A 16,577-nucleotide genomic window follows, 5' to 3' on the forward strand; every position below is an offset into this window, starting at 1 on the left:
GTTTAGCCGAACAAGCCTTCCATGCCACCACCGTTCATACCCTGGGACAGTGGGCCAATCTTTTCTTGCGCCAAGTTGCCGGCCTTCTCGTGTGCGTCCTTGAATGCGCCGAAAACCAAGTCCTGCAGGGTCTCTACGTCTTCCGGGTCAACGACAGACTTATCAATCTTCAAGTCAACCAGTTCTGCACCACCGGTCATGGTGACGGTAACCATGCCATTGCCGGCGGTACCTTCAACATTGGTAGCCAAGATTTCTTCTTGAGCCTTCTGCAATTCAGCCTGCACGCGTGCAGCCTGCGCCAAGATGTCATTCATATCTGGAGTTGGATTTGGTTCAGTCATCGAAGAGCCTTTCATTAATAACAACGTTTCTAAGGACTCAGTGTACCGATTGAAGCAATTATGTCCCTGCCAAATAGGCCATGATCACTACCAGCCGACGCACAGACCTGAAAAATGATCAGAGCTTACGCGCGCCCAGCTCACGAGCCAGCAGTTCCATAGCCACTTCAGTGGCACTTCGCCTATCCAGCTGTCCCTGTTCACGGGCATCATTCATCATGTCATTTTCTTCAACTTCACGTGAGTACTGGCTTTGCGCAGCCGATGCGCCTGGCGCACCGCCATTTGCCCCACCGGCTTGTGGTGTCCCGGCGTTCTGCTGCGGAGCCTGCGATTGTGACGCTGGCCCGCCAAAGCCACCGGCATTTGGCGCTGCATTTTGCCCAAACCCACCGGTTGCCGAATTTCGCTGAGGCACCTGTCCTGCACCATTGCTCGGGCCATCAGCATGTGCATCTTCTGGTGGCGCTGATTCGTATTCCGGGTACTCCTCTGGACCAGGATCAGGGGGCAGGGGGCGACCATCGCTGAATGTGCCTGAGTTTCTTAATTCCTGCTCGCGCTGTTGTGTTTGCTTTTGTGCTTGGGCAATACGCGCACGCCAATCTTGCGCCGGTTCCGCAGGCTTCTGGGCAGCAGGCTTCTGCATCGCCGGCTTTTCCGACTTGGGCTGTGGAGCTGGTACTTGCTCAGGCTCGCCACCCGGTGCGGGACTCGGCTGGCTTGGTGCCTGCCCGCCGAGAGCACGTGGGGTTCCCCAACCTGAATTGTTTTGCACAGATTGGGTGTCAGTTGGTTTTTCTACAGACTCATCCACTGGCGTGGTGGGTGCGGGAGTGTTGTAGTCCCTAGGACTCTCTGACTCCTGATCATCATCACTGGCTTCACGCGCTGCGTTATTAGCGGCGTTTGGATTCCACGTATCAGGTTTCTTCTTCTGTGCGCTAAAACCGGCTGCTCCAGGGTCCGTGCCCACAATGCAGTTCACGGCCAAAGCTCGTCCGGCCTCTTCGGAAACCACCGCAACGACATCTTGGTTATTCGATGGCGCGTTAAGACGCTCCGCCAACGCACCCGTGGTGTGTCCCAGGACCAAGGTGTCATCCTTCAGCCCCAGCACGCGTGCTTCAGTCAACATAATGCCGGCTACCTTGTTGCGCTTAGAAACACTCGCGCGCAGGCGCTGCCAATTATTACGCAGCTCCTCAACCAAATCTTCCGGACTATGTCCCTCTGCAGGAGCCGCTGCTGGGTCCGTAGCAGGCTCTTGCTGTTCTCGATCCTGCTGCCCCGTTGCCGCCGACTCCTGCTGCTGCGGCGCGAGCTGCTCCGGAGTTGCAGGCTCAGGCGATGTCGAATCTGCAGACGCGGACACTTCAGACTGTTGCGAAGGAGGCTGCTGTGCTGGCTCCGACTGCGCGGACTCCTGCTGCTGTACAGGCTGTTGAGGCACGTCCTGTGCTGGCTCACGAGTCTGCGCTTCCTGTGACTGCACAGATGGTTGCTCAGAACGTTGCGGTTCAGCCTGCTGAGGTGGAACCTGCTGTTGAGGAGCCTGTTGCTGCGCAGGCTGTTGTGGAACGGACTGCTGCGTAGATTGTTCCGCAGCTGGGGTATTCTGGGGTTGTGTTTGCGGTGTTTGTTGAGGCTTAACCTGTGGCGCCTGCTGGGCTTGCGGTTGGCTCGGCTGTTGCGGCGATTGTTGCGATGGTTGTTGTGGACGCTGGGACTGCGGAGATTGCTGCTGGTTGCGGCGTGCAGCAATCGCTTGGGCAGCCTGCTGTGCGGCAGCAATACCAGAAGCACCGGAGCCCGCAGCGCCCGAAGATGCGACAGGATTGCTTGGTGCAGAGCTTTGTTGCTGCCCGCTTTGTTGTGGTGCAGCACCTTGAGCAGGAGCACCAGCACTGGTTGGCGCCACATTGGTGGACGTTGGTTCCAACACCAAGTGCGCGCAGAGAATCTCCAGCAACAGACGTGGAGAAGTCGCACCACGCAGGGCACCAATTTGTTCGTTGACGGTAGCGGCATAATGCGCGAGCTGAGCGCCTGAGAATAACTGGGCTTGCTCGGTGAGGATTTGGCCGCGATCCACTGGAGCATCGACAAGACCGGCGCTGATTGCATCCGGAACCGCCTGCAGGATCATCAGATCGCGCAGGCGCTCCAACAAGTCAATTGCGAAGCGCCGTGGTTCATGGCCTGCTTCAATGATGGAGTCAACATGCTTGAACAATGCTGCTTTGTCACCTTGCGCGAGAGCAGCGATGGTGTCATCCAACAAGGTTACATCGGTGACGCCCAGAAGCGGACGGGCAATGTCATAGGTCAAGCCATCTGGGCCGGAACCAGCCAACAGCTGATCCAGAATGGACAGCGTGTCACGTGGGGAACCACCACCGGCGGCAATCACCATCGGGTAGACGGAATCTTCCACATAGAGTCCCTCCGCCGCGACGGTGCGCTCCAAAAGGCCTTTCATGGCTGGAGGCGTCAGCAGACGGAATGGGTAGTGGTGGGTACGGGAACGGATGGTGCCAATGACCTTGTCCGGTTCCGTAGTTGCGAAGATGAAGATGAGGTGCTCTGGTGGCTCCTCGACAATCTTCAGCAAAGCGTTGAAACCCTGGTTAGTGACCATGTGGGCCTCATCGATGATGAAGATACGGTAACGGGAATCTGCAGGCGCATAGTAGGCACGCTCACGGAGCTCACGCATATCTTCCACCGAGTTGTGAGACGCCGCGTCAAGCTCAGTCACATCAAGGTTGCCAGGGCCCCCAGGAGCCAGCGAGACACAACTAGCGCACTCACCACACGGTGTGGACGTTGGTCCCTGCACACAATTCAGCGAGCGCGCCATAATGCGAGCGGAAGAGGTCTTGCCACAGCCGCGCGGGCCGGAAAAGAGGTACGCATGGTTGATGCGCCCTGTATCAAGAGCTGCTGAAAGCGGTTGGGTTACTTGTTCCTGCCCCACTACTTCAGCGAAAGTCGCTGGTCGATATTTCCGGTATAAAGCCACGGATCTGATACTACCTTCTCTGATTCTGGCTATGAATCCGAGCGAGTCCAATCCAGCATGTCGATACCTTGTTCGGCCACTGCCTGCTGCATCGCCGGTACACCTTCATCCACCGCATATGCGTATTCGGCATCAGTGAGCATGATGATCTGAAGGGCCAACGTCAGCCGCTCATCCTCTTGTACTTGCGGGGTTGGACCGCCCCACAAATATGGGGCAATCAGCATGCCGTGCTGCACGGTGATATCGGCGGCATCATCCAGCTCCGACGCAATATTTGGCAACAGGACACCAGGCTGCGCGGGCAGCACTCCATTTGCTGATTCCAGCTTTTCTGCAACACCCGACACCGCAGCAGCAACAGCTGCCTGCGGAGCACTGGCAACAGCAAGGAGTTCGCAGCGCACAGGCATGTCTGAATCTTGCTTCACTAAACCGGTGTTCACATCAGCGAACTGAGTGGTCACAGCCAGGTTTTGTCCATCATCTAACGCGGCTAGCCCAAGCTGCCTGCCATTGACCTTCTTAAATTCAAGGTCGGCAGGGATTATCTGGTCGAGCCAATAGGCAGTTTCCTCGCGGTTAATTTAGGCACCCAACTTCTCTATTGCAGCAAGCAGTACACACGTAGCCACACCATCCATGGCATCTTCCACTTCTTCTTGTGGAGGAAGAGATGGCGCGAGACGGATATTGCGGTCATTCGGATCTTCATTGCCTGGGAATGAGGCACCAGCCTTCGTCAGCACGATACCGGCTTCCTTTGCCAGCTCCCACACGCGCGTTGCGGTGCCGTCAATGACGTCCATGGAGATGAAGTAACCGCCCTCAGGCTTGGTCCAGCGTGCAACCTCGTACTCGCCCAGACGTTCTTCAAGGATGTTCTGCACAGCGGTAAACTTCGGCGCCAGAATTCCAGCATGCTTGCGCATAACAGAACGCACCCCTTCAGCAGAGCCAAAGTAATTAGCGTGAGCCAGCTGGTTGAGCTTATTTGGGCCAATGCCACGCGCATTCGCGATAGACAAGTACCAGTCAAGGTTTTCCTTGGAGGATGCGAAGAACGCAACACCCGCACCGGCAAAGGTGATCTTGGAGGTCGAAGACATCACCCAGAAACGGTTGGGGTTGCCGGCCTTCTCTGAAATATCCAGTACATCAATGATTTCTGGGAATTCATCGGTCAAGGTGTGCACTGCGTAGGCGTTATCCCACATGATGCGGAAATCCGGGGAAGCCGTTTCCATAGACGCAAGCTTTTCGATGCTTCCCTTGCTAAACGTCACCCCCGTCGGGTTGGAGAACATTGGCACAGCCCACATGCCCTTAACCGAAGGATCTTTAGCCAGCTCAGCGATAGCATCTACGTCTGGCCCATCTTCGAGCATTGGCACGGTGACATTTTCAAAGCCGAACTGCTCAGAGATGGTGTGGTGGCGGTCGTAGCCTGGTACCGGGCAGATCCACTTGCGCTGCTCATCAGCAAACCATGGCTTTTCGGAATCATTATTACCGAATGCGCAGGACCACGAGATGAGATCGAACTGGATATTCAGCGAGGAAGAATCTGCAGCCAACAGTTGCGCAGGGTTGATTCCAAGCAGCTCGCCCCAGAGTTCACGGATATCAGCAATGCCTTCACCGTTGCCGTAGTTTCGCAGGTCGGTGCCGTTTCTATCCGTGTAGTTATCTACACCAGGCAAAGACAGCAGCTCATCTGCTAGGTCCAGCTGTTCAGCCGAAGGCTTGCCTCGCGTCAGATCGAGCTTGAGACCCTTTGCTTTGAGCTCTTCATAATTTTTACGCGTGCGGTCAGCTAATTCTTTTAGCTGATCAGAGTCAAGTTCAAGCAGCGACATGAGACGTGCTCGCCTACCTTTCGGTTCTGTATGAGGCCCTATGTGGAGTCCAATAGTAGCGAATTTATACAGCCGCTGTTTTCACATCCCCGCATTTGCGGGCAAGTGGCAAAACAAAAAATCTCGGACCCTGCGTCTAGTGCAGAAGTCCGAGATTTTCACTGGCGGAGGATGTGGGATTTGAACCCACGAGGGGCGTGAACCCCGCACGCGTTCCAGGCGTGTGACATAGGCCGCTAGTCGAATCCTCCGAGAAGAAACATTATCAGCACGGACAACACCACACAAAATCAGCAGGTCACAACGTAATTTAAAGAAAATTATTAAAGTATCGAGTTTGCACTACCGGGATTCCTCGAACTGCTCCTCAGTAAATGTCTCGGCGCCTCAGCGCGCCCCTTTTCGCCAGAGAACATTCCTGACATGCCCTTTGCATACCCTTTGTTTTGTAATGCAGTCGCTTAAGCGCTAGGCTCTAGGACAGGATTCCGCGTGGCGTCATCCTGTGAACTCCCCCAGGGCAGGAATGCAGCAAGGGTCAGCAGGCTCTGTCGGGTGCGCGGGGTCCCTTTTAAGTTTTCAAGGACGCGACGTCAAAGCCGTCTTGCGCAAGCCATTCCAAATGAGGTGGCGTGTTCATTCCCCACTCTTGACGCTTGGCTAAGAAAGCTTCGATAACCTCGGATTCTGCATAGCCCCCATCGAAAAGATACTGACAGAACCCGCGCGGGCCAGCATCTTTAATCCACAGCCAAATGTAGTCGAGCAGGGAATTGTCCCCGATCAGGTCTTCTAAACCTTCGGGGATAAATTGACGTTCGGTTTCGAGGCGGTCTTTCAGGTCTTTGTCAAAGAACCTGTACAGGTAGTCCATGCTCGCGTCGTCTTCGGCGTATTCGTAAATTCCCTGCCCATCCATAGCTGCCAGTGTAGCCAGAAATCTTTTCTTACTTCCGGTCGTTGACTGTCAACAGTGCACGGTCAACTTCGGCCAGGACTTCATCGACGATAGCGGGATTGAATTCCCTGTTCTTACGCATATGCAGTAGCTCTTCTTGCGAAGCAAGCAATGCAACTTCACGGGCTTTGCTGGCCTCCGTGCGAGCGCGTTTAATCTTTTCCATACGCACGCTGCGCTCATCTGATGATAAGTCGCCGGCACCGAGGTTTTCTTCAAACCAGTTATCCACGGCGACGGCGATTTCTGGGTCGAGAGTATCGGCATAGTTGCGCAGGCTGCGCATCGCGGCTTGGCGCGAGCGTTCAGAGACTATAGCGCGCATGGCATCTTCGGCGGATTCTGCCTGCGAGCGCAAAGACAATTGGTTCATCAGCCACGGCAGCAACAAGCCCGGGACCGCCATGGTTATCAGCAACACCGTGAGCGCAATAACCGCGAGTTCATGATGATAGGCCAAAGCGCCGGTGGGAATAGACAAAATCAGTGCCAGTGTCACGAGTCCGCGCATACCCGACCACGTCATCAAGAGAACTTCTTGCAGGCGGGTGGGTGCGCTGCGCCGCTGCCCAGTCTGGCGGTTAATTAGGCACACAATATACATCCATACTCCGCGAATGACGATGGCAACCAGCGAAAGGCCAACACCAACGAAGACGGAATGCCACAGGTCAGAGCCAACCTCATCAATGGCATCGCGCACGGACATGCCGATGAGACCAAAGGCGACGCCGGTAAAAAGCAGCTCGGCAGAATCCCAGAAATTCTGCCCCGAGGAACGGTCTTGCGCAATCAACGGTGCGCGGGAGCTTAATTCAATAGCGGCGATGACCACGGCGATAACACCGGAGGCTCCCAAATATTCCGCGGTGATATAGGTGCCAAATGGCACCACCCAGGTCAGTGCATTACGCGCGGTGGAATCATCGATTTGCTTCATAAACCACGCTGCTGCCCGGCCAATAACCAGTCCCAAGACAGCGGCAACCACCGACGAGTAAACAAAGTTCAATACTCCGCTGGCAACGGAGAGATCATTTCCTTCGGTAACCGCGAAAAGCGCTAGATGGAAAAGCACAATCGATGCGGCGTCATTAAACAACCCTTCGGTCTGCAAGGACGTTGTAATGCGATGCGGGATACCTGCTGGTTCGGCTACTGCTTCTACGGCAACGGGATCCGGTGGGGCGATTGCCGCGCCAATCAAAATCGCACCGGCAAGCCCAATACCGGGAAGCCAGAAATATGCTGCGGCACCAACGCCTGCGGTAGTAATGACCACCAAAACCACGGATAGCAACAAGATGGTGCGCCATTGTTCGCGAATCACGCCCCACGAAGTCCGCCGGGCTAACGCCCACAACAGCGGCGGTAAGAAGATAGGAAGAATCAACTCCGAAGGCACTGTAAAGGTTGAAAACCCCGGGATGAACACCACCGCGGTGGTCAACAATGTCAGCAAAGCTGGCCAGGGCAAACCTGTCTTATTACCTAATGCGACAGCAAAGACCGTCGCGGCTAAAAGCCCTGTTAAGCCCATCAAAATATCCATGCGCTGGAGTCCTTTAATTATTAGCAGTCCACGTACATGGCTGGTGTGCAGCTTCTTGCTGTGCAAAGTCTTGCGGATCAAATGCTTCCAGCAACTCATCAGCGCTATGGATTCCAAAATAACCTAAAGACTGCGCAAGCTGCTCAATAATGGATGCGATCTCTGTAGTTTTTAACATCTCTCGCAAGGTCACTGCCCCATCGCGTTTGGCTAAGCGCTGGCCTTTGTCATTTAAGACCAAGGGAACGTGCACATACTGCGGGACGTCATAGCCTAAAAGTTGCGCGAGATACGCCTGCCGGGGCGCTGATGACAATAAATCATCACCGCGCACGACTTGATCAATACCTTGCTCGGCGTCATCAACGACGACCGCCAGATTATAGGCCCAATCCGGGCCCAGTGGGCCAATCTGATTGGCATTGCCGCCCCGGCGCAAAATCATGTCATCAACATCACCGGTGTATTCGCCAGCCAATTCATCAAAGACCGTAAACGTGGATACCCCGGAGCGCAGACGAAGGGCGGGGACGCGGGAGGCATCGGCAAGCAATGCTCTTTTCTCAACCCTTTCCTCGTCGCTCAAACCCCGACAAGTCCCGGCATATTGCCCGGGAATCGCATGCGGGGCAGAGGCTGCTTCCTGGATGTCTTTGCGCGAGCAATAGCACTCATAGTGCGGAAGCTTCGCCAAAGCCTTTTCATAGATGTCATAGCGATCCTGCTGGTAGATAACCTCCCCGTCCCATTCCAACCCCAGCTGATCCAAATCTTCTAACTGACGCTGCGCCGACTCCGGCGTGGAGCGCTGCTGGTCAATATCTTCGACCCTCATGAAAAACTGCCGGTTGGTGCTGCGCGCATACAACCACGACAACAAGGCTGTGCGCAGGTTGCCAAAGTGCAAGTCCCCTGATGGACTCGGCGCATAACGCCCCGCACCCTGAGTGTTGCTGTGCGGCTCGCTGCGATGGCGACCTGGCTGCGTGCCGGCTTGCTTTTCCTGCGTTGTTTGGGTGTTCGTGCTGTGTGGCAAAAAATGCATAATTTCTAGGTTACGACTTCAGGTGCGAAGATGTATTTCATGACAAGTAAATCGGCAACCGCAACCGCAGAAAATGGCGGCGAGAGCATCCGATTCATCCCGGTACAGTCCACTCTGTATCCGTGGTTGGTCACGGTGTTTGTCGTCGTCTTCCTTATTTCCAACATCAACGCCACCAAGGGTGTTGAACTTGGCCCTTTGATCACAGACGGCGCGTTTTTCTTATTCCCTCTGGCTTATATCGTCGGCGACGTGCTGGCCGAATGCTACGGCTTTAAATCCACCCGGCGCGCCATCTACATCGGCTTTTGCATGGCAATTTTGGCCGTGGTGTGCTTCTATATCGCTATTTGGCTTCCTGCCGCAAGCTTCTATGAAGGCCAAGAAGCCTTCGCTGCGACCTTAGGCTTGGTGCCGCAGATTGTTCTGGCTTCTCTGGCGGGCTACCTAGTGGGCCAGCTGCTCAACGCCTGGATCATGAACACGATGAAGAAACGTTCTGGCGAAGGCGGTTTGAAGACCCGCTTGATTGCCTCGACCGTTGTTGGTGAATTTGGCGACACTTTGCTGTTTTGCGCCATCGCCGCGTCCGTCATCGGTGTCGACTCCGTCGGCGGCTTCATCAACTACGTCGCCGTGGGCTTTTTCTGGAAGACACTCATTGAAATTTTGCTCTTGCCGGTGACCACCCGAGTGATCGCCTGGGTGAAAAAGCGCGAAGATTACGTTCCGGTGTAAATAACTCCCGTCTCGCATGTGATGAGGCTTGGTGTAGCAACGTTTAGTGGCTCGCCAAGCCATTTCTTTTATGAAAGGGCAGGGATTTTATGACAACGACAACTAATCAGGCTGAAACTACCGCGGATGTGCTGGTTATCGGTTTTGGAAAGGCCGGCAAGACCATCGCCATGAACCGCGCGGAGCACGGCGACCGCGTTATTTTGGTGGAGCAGTCCCCGAAGATGTACGGCGGAACGTGTATCAATATTGCGTGTGTTCCGACCAAGACCATGCTGGTGGATTCCGAGCGCGGCGTGAACTATCAAGATTCGGTTCAGCACCGTGACAGCTTTATCGCCACTTTGAACAAGGTCAACAAGCAGCTTGCCGATGACTCTGGCGTCCTTGTCGTCGACGGCCATGCACAATTCACCGGTCCGCATTCAGTGCTGGTCACCGGCAGTGAGGAAGAGCTGGCTATCGCTGCGACCACGATTATTATCAATACCGGTTCGACCCCCGTCATCCCTGATATTCCAGGTGTAGATTCGTCTCGCGTCATAGATTCCACCGGTGCGCAGCATTTAGACTCCACGCCAGATTCTTTGGTCATCGTTGGCGGTGGCCCGATCGGTATGGAATTTGCCACCATGTTCGCGCAGTTTGGCACGCAGGTCACCATCTTGGACCGCGGGGCAAAATTCGGCTCAGCCTTCGATGAGGATGTTGCCGCAGAGGTCAAAGCTGACTTGGATGCCAAGGGCATCACCATGATCAATGGCGCTGATGTCACGGAGCTAAAAGATACCGATGACGGTATCAAAGTGCGTTACTCGGAGGATGGCTGTGAACATGCCATCGATGCCACCAACGTGCTCTTTTCCATTGGCCGTACTCCCGCCACCGAGGGCCTGGGATTAGAATCCGCTGGAATCGATACCACGGAACGCGGTGCGATTGCCGTGGATGAGCACCTGCGCACGAACGTCGAAGGTGTCTACGCAGCTGGTGATGTCACCGGTGGTCCGCAATTTACCTATATCTCTTATGACGACCACCGCGTGATCACCTCGGATCGCTGGGGCGATGGCTCGCGGGTAACCACTGGACGGTTATACCCAACCACCACCTTTATTAATCCACCGGTTTCCACGATTGGCATGGGCGAGCAAGACGCCAAAGATAACGCTGCCTCCGGCGGGCACACCGCGGAGGTGCGGTTTAAAAAGATCGCCGATATTCCCATCATGCCGCGCCCGAAAATCGTGGGCACGCCACAAGGTGTAGCGAAATTCATCATCGATGTGGAAGATGATCAGATCCTAGGCGCAACGTTGTACTGCGTTGATTCCCAAGAGCTCATCAACTTCGTAACAGTAGCAATGCGCCAAAAGATTCCGGCCTCAGCGCTTGGCGATGGCATCTATACCCACCCGTCCAGCACCGAGGTCTTCAACGCACTCTTGGGTTAATCCCGCTACTTCTTGTTGGCGTAGTACCGTCCCATGAATTCATCGCGGTAGGCCTCGTAGTAGCCGCCATCGATGGACTTGCGGATGTTATCAACCAGGCTGATCATAAATTGCAGGTTGTGGATGGTGCACAAGGTACCCGCCAAGAATTCCTTGGCTTTGAGCAGGTGGTGGATATATGCGCGGGAGTAATTTTCCGAGACATAGCCACCAAATTCTTCATCGATACCGGTGAAATCGCGCTTGAACTTCGCGCCCATCAAATTCATGCGCCCATCAAGTGTGTATACGCCACCGCGGCGTCCCAAACGAGTTGGCGCGACGCAGTCAAAGGTATCGGCACCAGCTTCAATCGCGGTGAACATATCATCAGGTTCAGAAATACCGAGCAGGTGACGTGGCTTGTTCTCCGGCAGCTCATCGCTGCACCAGCCCACAATCGTGCCCAGGTTTTCTTTCTCCAAAGCACCACCGATGCCGAAGCCGCCGAAACCGCGCTTACCTTCGGCTTCTGCTTGCTCTGATAGCTGCACTAGGCCACGGGTAGCCTGACGGCGCAGGTCTTCATACTGCGCGCCCTGGACCACACCCCACAGCGATTGCTTCGGGCGGTGCGTGCGCTCATTGGTCAACCGGTCATGTTCATCGAGGCAGCGCTTGGCCCAGCGGTGCGTGCGGTCGACAGAAGCTTCTTGATACTGGCGGGTATCGACCAACGTGGTTAATTCATCGAAAGCAAACATGATGTCAGCACCTAGGCCGTGCTGAATCTGCATGGAAAACTCCGGGGTAAAACGGTGCTTGGAACCATCGATGAAAGAGCGGAAATCCACGCCATCTTCATCGACATGCGCCAGACGTTCTTTCTTGGCGGCGCGGATATCGCCCTCAGTCAATTTAGCCACATCCATGGCCAGGACCTTTTTAAAGCCCACGCCCAAGCTCATGACCTGGAATCCGCCGGAGTCGGTGTAGGTTGGGCCATCCCAGTTTTCAAAGGCAGCAACGCCGCCTGCTTCATCCACGATATCGTGGCCCGGCTGCAGGTAGAGGTGATAAGCATTGGATAAAATCGCCTGCGCACCGGTGGATTTAATCTGCTCCGGGGTCAAAGTCTTCACCGTTGCCTTGGTGGCAACGGGAATGAAGGCAGGGGTTTGAATATCGCCGTGCGGAGTATGGATAACCCCGGTGCGGCCGTGTTTACCGGGGCTGCCATCACCCAGGCGGGTAGTCACATCAAAGGAAAGATCGTCAGAGTGCTCGTGGCTCATAATCAACCAGTCTAAACTGCGCGGGCACGTTCCTTCTCTTCCCACTCTTTTTCCAAAGCCGTGCCTTCAATATCCAGCGGTGGCATGATCTTATCCAGCCACTTGGGCATCCACCAGGTAGCTTTGCCCATCAAGAACATAGTGGCTGGCACTAGCGACATGCGGATGAAAAAGGCATCGAAGAATACCGAGACTGCCAGCGCGAAACCAAAGATTTGAATGAAGGGCAATGGCTGGTTGATGAAGGCCACGAACACCGAAATCATAATGATCGCAGCGGCTGTGACCACCCGCGCACCTTGGGTAAAGCCCACGATGGTGGATTCATCCACGCCTGAGTACGGCGATCCCGGCGTCGGCTCACCGTTATTGTGCGAATAGTACTCGCGCATTCTTGTCACCAGGAACACCTGGTAATCCATCGCCAAACCGAAGGTCACGCCGATAAGGAAGATGGGCATGAAGGAAATCAGCGGGCCAGGTGCTGGAACCAGATCCCACAGCCCTTCCTGCCAGACCAAAACCGTCAGGCCGAAGGCACTGCCCACCGACAGCAAGAAGCCAAGTGCCGCGACGAGCGGGACCAATAGTGAGCGGAAGACTAAAAATAGCAGCAAGATGGCCAGGCCTACGACGATGGCCAAGTACAATGGCATGGCTTCCTCGAGGCGTTCGGTGATGTCCAGCTGCACGGCGGTCAAGCCCGTCATACCCAGGTCTGCGCCAGTCGCGTCTCCAATACGCGCGGTGGATTCACGCAGTGCACTGGCCACCCCGACTGTTGCCGGATCGGTAGGTGATGTCTGCGGGGAGACCATAATCTGGGCTGCCTGACCGTCTTCACTGAGTCCTACGATCTGGGCATGGCGTACTCCACCCACGCGCTTGAGCGCATCAGCGGTGTACATGAATGAGGACAACTGTGCTTGTTCAGTTGGCGTGGAATCCTCACCCTGCGCTGCCATCAGCGGCTGCAACGCGGCCGCATCCTCATTGATGTTCTCTGCATCGACGATGACCAAGAATGGGCCGTTAACACCCGGGTAGAAGCCTTCAGACAACAAGTCCGCTGCCTTACGCTGCGTAGTATCCGGGTTGGAGGTCGTATCTGCGGGAAGTGAAAGCTCCATGTTCAGCACCGGTGCCGAAAGCGCACCCAAGCTCAGCACAACGAATGCCATCACGACACCCGGCATCTTGCGCACCAGGCGCACCCAACGATTACCCATCGTCGGTGTCATGCGGAAGGTGCCCTTGGTGCGCTTTTCCTTAATTTCTGGGGCGTCGGTGTGCGCGAACTCGGCATCGGCAAGCTGTGCGCTTTCTACGCCGACCTGATTAGCAAGCTCGGCAGACTTAATGTCCTGCTTGGTGTTTTTGATCTTTTTTCCGCGGCGGCGGTTGCCGGCGACACCAGGGATACGGCCTGCGAAAGCCTTATCCCCGAGCACTCCAAGCAATGCCGGGATGAGGGTCAGCGCGACAATCACAGAAATGGCGACGGTGGCGGCAGCCGCCAAACCCATGGCGGTAAGGAAGCCGATATTGGCAACCACCAGGGCGAACAACGCAATGAATACGGTGGCGCCAGCGAATACTACCGAGGAACCTGCGGTACCTGCCGCCATACCGGCAGCATCTGGGCCTTCTTTAGTTTCTCGCTCGGAACGGTACCGCGACAAAATAAACAACGCGTAGTCAATGCCAACGGCCAAACCAATCATTACGGCCAAGACCGGAGTGATGTTATTCAGTTCGACCCAGTGAGTAGCAATGAAGAGCCCCAGCGAGCCAAGCCCGACGCCAACAATGGCGGAAATGAGCGGCATACCGGCGGAGACCAGCGAACCGAAGGTAAAAATCAAGACGAGGAAAGCAACGCCAATACCGATGATTTCTGAGGTGGTGTTAACGGTAATCGCATCACCAAAACCCGCACCGCCAGCTTCTACTTGCAGACCGGCATCGCGGCCGATGTCCATGGCTTCGGTGACAATATCCTTATCGGATTGCTCTACGGAATAAGGACTTTCAGCGTCAAAGTTGAAGGTGGTATACGCGATGGTCTCATCATCGCTAATCATGGACAGGTTGTCAGCGTCTTCGCTGGCTGCTTCTTCCGGCAGACCCATTGAGGTGAATTGCTCAATGATGCCCGCTTCAAGCTCTGGGGAGACTTCCAGCGGATTACCAAAACGCATGGTATCGCCCATATCCAGGTTGTTTTCTAGATAGGAGATGACTTCATCAATAGCGGCGTCATTGGCCGGATCGGAGAGCTTTTCGCCATCCGGTGCTTTAAAAACCAGGTTCACAGAGGCCGCATTAGCGGGGTTTCCGCCTTCGGGAAATAGCTCCATGGTGCGCTGGGTTGCTTCAATCGCCGGGGTACCAGAAATTGAAAACTCTGATGTCATCGGCTTCATCAGCACCGCTGCTGCACCGCCGACGCCGGCGAGCAACAGTACCCACGCAATGATGACTTTCCACTTGTTGAGGTACGACCAGCGACCTACGCGGAAAAGAAACTTAGCCACAGTGACAAACTACCTTCAAGCAGACAACAGAATTTAACCCACAAAGGCACATGTCGGCCTTAAATAGACTTTGTGCCCCTAGTTTAGGCGGGGATTGTTCTCATTGAAATTTCGACAACTATTTGTTGCTTGAATTCTCAAACGATTCTTACGCGATATCCATCTCTCACCACGAAAGATTCTTGAACAATCTTAAACCTGGCCTCGAATTACTTTGCAATGCTGTAGTGGCCAGCCAGTGCTGGTCCCGCAATCACACTGATAACACCGAAGATGTTATCCAACATGTTCAACAGGTTGGTGAACATCGGCATGATCGACTTCAGCAGCGGAGCGAAAGGGCCAGCAGAATCCTCGATTGCCTGAGAACTCAGCTCAGAGAATTCATCCGATGGCTTTTCTTTGTCCTTCTCCCCATCTGCGTCTTCATCCTGGTCAGATTCCGTAGGCTCACTGCTCAACTCCGAAGAACCGGAAGATAGCTCAGAGGATTCCTGTGCTGATTCAGTGGTTTTCGTGTCTGCCGTTGCCACTGCGGTGCCGGCCAAAGTCATGGATGCTGCTGTAGCGAAAGCCACTGCTAAACGGGTGAGCTTCATCAAAGAAGTCCTTTTCTTGATCTTTTCTTGTACCTGTCTACTATCGCTTCAACGCTCAATTCATTACTTCCCTGAAGTGCCCCGAGTTTTGTTCCTAGGCGTTTGCCTTGATTTCCATTATTTCCTGTGGCGGGGTCTGCTTCCAAAATTCGGTTTCCACCTCGACCGGAGTTCGGTATCCCAAGCTTTGGTGGAGCCTAGTCTCGTTCCACCATGACACCCACTCGAACGTCGCGATTTCTACCTCGATCACGTCATCCCACCTGCGGGTATGGATCAGCTCGTTCTTGTAGGAGCCGTTAACGTTTTCGGCCAGAGCATTGTCGTAAGAGTCGCCGACACTTCCGGTGGAAGCGGCAATCCCGTGCTGGGCAAGTCGCTCGTTGTAGACCACGCTGACATACTGCGACCCGTGATCCGAATGGTGAATGAGACCTGTTGTTTCCTCAGCACACACGATCGCCTGGTTGAGAGCTTGCAGTGGCAGTGCTTCGGTCCGCATCGAGTCTGATAACGCCCACCCAACAATCCGTCGGGAGTAAACGTCGGTGACAAACGCGGCATACACAAAGCCTTTCTTCGTGCGCACATACGTAATGTCGGCCACCCACAGTTTATTCGGACCCTGGGCTTTGAATTCACGCTCGACTAAGTCTGGGCGCAGATCAGGCGTGTTAGCTTTTCGGGTTGTGATAGGTGATCCGCCTTTGCCTTTGCCAGAAACACCGGCCAAGCGCATCAGCCGGGCGGTTTGTTCACGACCGATATCAATTCCTTCACGGCGAAGCGCATGCCACATTTTCCGCACACCGTAAACACCGTAATTATCCCGATGAACAGCACTAATGCGATCAACCAGCGCAGCATCGCGAAGGCGACGAGCACTTAATCCACGGGCCTTGGATTGGCGATACCCACGCGAGGTGATAAACCCACCAGCCCGGTTATTTTTCAACGTCTTACAGATGAACTCGACGGAGAAACTACTCCGGTATTCATCGATGAACCGGATCATTTCCGACGTTTTGGGTCGAGTTCCGACGCGAAAAAAGCTGAGGCAGCCTTCAGAAGTTCATTGGTGTCGCGGAGCTCTTGATTTTCACGGCGTAGCCTCGCGTTTTCGGCAGCCAAATCTTCGGGCACGGGTTCTGGGATGTTTCCTGCACGGCGGGCCTGCTGGGTCCATTGACGA

At 54.9% G+C, this 16,577-nt stretch carries 13 protein-coding genes, 1 tRNA gene, 1 other RNA gene and 1 pseudogene; 3 read left to right on the forward strand and 13 right to left on the reverse strand.

The window, feature by feature from the left end:
• Positions 1-2: 2 nt before the first annotated feature.
• The 5 genes from ACG98I_RS12440 to ACG98I_RS12460 form a co-directional block, all read right to left on the reverse strand.
• Positions 3-344 (reverse strand): YbaB/EbfC family nucleoid-associated protein, encoded by a 342-nt coding sequence (locus tag ACG98I_RS12440; protein ID WP_394720892.1) that lies wholly within the window; start codon positions 342-344, stop codon positions 3-5.
• A gap of 118 nt (positions 345-462) precedes the next feature.
• Positions 463-3,369, reverse strand: coding sequence for a DNA polymerase III subunit gamma and tau (locus tag ACG98I_RS12445; RefSeq protein WP_394720891.1), 2,907 nt, complete (start codon positions 3,367-3,369; stop codon positions 463-465).
• Positions 3,370-3,398: 29 nt separating this feature from the next.
• Positions 3,399-3,836: a hypothetical protein gene (locus tag ACG98I_RS12450; protein ID WP_394720890.1), complete on the reverse strand. Its 438-nt coding sequence runs from the start codon at positions 3,834-3,836 to the stop codon at positions 3,399-3,401.
• A 120-nt stretch (positions 3,837-3,956) separates the two neighbouring features.
• On the reverse strand, positions 3,957-5,228 hold the full coding sequence (locus ACG98I_RS12455; RefSeq protein WP_394720889.1) for an aminotransferase class I/II-fold pyridoxal phosphate-dependent enzyme: 1,272 nt from the start codon (positions 5,226-5,228) through the stop codon (positions 3,957-3,959).
• 162 nt (positions 5,229-5,390) lie between these two features.
• Positions 5,391-5,479: transfer RNA gene (locus ACG98I_RS12460), tRNA-Ser, on the reverse strand.
• A gap of 228 nt (positions 5,480-5,707) precedes the next feature.
• On the opposite strand from ACG98I_RS12460, the gene ffs reads away from it, so the two are divergent.
• An RNA gene (gene ffs / locus ACG98I_RS12465) (signal recognition particle sRNA small type) lies at positions 5,708-5,803 on the forward strand.
• Here ffs and ACG98I_RS12470 read toward each other — a convergent pair.
• From ACG98I_RS12470 to gluQRS, 3 genes are read right to left on the reverse strand one after another with little or no spacing between them, the layout of a single operon-like run.
• Positions 5,800-6,147: a hypothetical protein gene (locus ACG98I_RS12470; protein ID WP_394720888.1), complete on the reverse strand. Its 348-nt coding sequence runs from the start codon at positions 6,145-6,147 to the stop codon at positions 5,800-5,802. The genes ffs and ACG98I_RS12470 overlap by 4 nt on opposite strands.
• A 28-nt stretch (positions 6,148-6,175) precedes the next feature.
• Complete coding sequence (locus tag ACG98I_RS12475; RefSeq protein WP_394720887.1) at positions 6,176-7,738, reverse strand: cation:proton antiporter; 1,563 nt, start codon at positions 7,736-7,738, stop codon at positions 6,176-6,178.
• A 13-nt stretch (positions 7,739-7,751) separates the two neighbouring features.
• Positions 7,752-8,783, reverse strand: coding sequence for a tRNA glutamyl-Q(34) synthetase GluQRS (gene gluQRS, locus ACG98I_RS12480; protein WP_394720886.1), 1,032 nt, complete (start codon positions 8,781-8,783; stop codon positions 7,752-7,754).
• A gap of 39 nt (positions 8,784-8,822) precedes the next feature.
• Between gluQRS and ACG98I_RS12485 the strand changes: the two genes are divergently transcribed.
• Both ACG98I_RS12485 and ACG98I_RS12490 read left to right on the forward strand, forming a co-directional pair.
• Positions 8,823-9,521: a queuosine precursor transporter gene (locus ACG98I_RS12485; RefSeq protein ID WP_394720885.1), complete on the forward strand. Its 699-nt coding sequence runs from the start codon at positions 8,823-8,825 to the stop codon at positions 9,519-9,521.
• A gap of 89 nt (positions 9,522-9,610) precedes the next feature.
• On the forward strand, positions 9,611-10,975 hold the full coding sequence (locus ACG98I_RS12490) for a dihydrolipoyl dehydrogenase family protein (protein WP_394720884.1): 1,365 nt from the start codon (positions 9,611-9,613) through the stop codon (positions 10,973-10,975).
• 5 nt (positions 10,976-10,980) lie between these two features.
• Here ACG98I_RS12490 and tgt read toward each other — a convergent pair whose 3' ends face one another.
• The 5 genes and pseudogenes from tgt to ACG98I_RS12515 all read right to left on the reverse strand — a co-directional run.
• Complete coding sequence (gene tgt, locus ACG98I_RS12495; RefSeq protein WP_283117601.1) at positions 10,981-12,249, reverse strand: tRNA guanosine(34) transglycosylase Tgt; 1,269 nt, start codon at positions 12,247-12,249, stop codon at positions 10,981-10,983.
• Between the two features lie 11 nt (positions 12,250-12,260).
• Positions 12,261-14,786 carry an MMPL family transporter gene (locus ACG98I_RS12500; protein WP_394720883.1) on the reverse strand — a complete coding sequence of 842 codons (2,526 nt, stop codon included), beginning with the start codon at positions 14,784-14,786 and terminating at the stop codon, positions 12,261-12,263.
• Positions 14,787-14,995: 209 nt separating this feature from the next.
• Positions 14,996-15,385, reverse strand: coding sequence for a hypothetical protein (locus ACG98I_RS12505; protein ID WP_394720882.1), 390 nt, complete (start codon positions 15,383-15,385; stop codon positions 14,996-14,998).
• Between the two features lie 94 nt (positions 15,386-15,479).
• Positions 15,480-16,400 carry an IS3 family transposase gene (locus ACG98I_RS12510; protein WP_394719950.1) on the reverse strand — a complete coding sequence of 307 codons (921 nt, stop codon included), beginning with the start codon at positions 16,398-16,400 and terminating at the stop codon, positions 15,480-15,482.
• Positions 16,397-16,577, reverse strand: a pseudogene (locus ACG98I_RS12515) (transposase); the annotation flags it as partial. The pseudogene ACG98I_RS12515 and the gene ACG98I_RS12510, both read right to left, overlap by 4 nt.

It is taken from the genome of Corynebacterium sp. L4757 (assembly GCF_043673995.1).
Taxonomy (GTDB): domain Bacteria; phylum Actinomycetota; class Actinomycetes; order Mycobacteriales; family Mycobacteriaceae; genus Corynebacterium.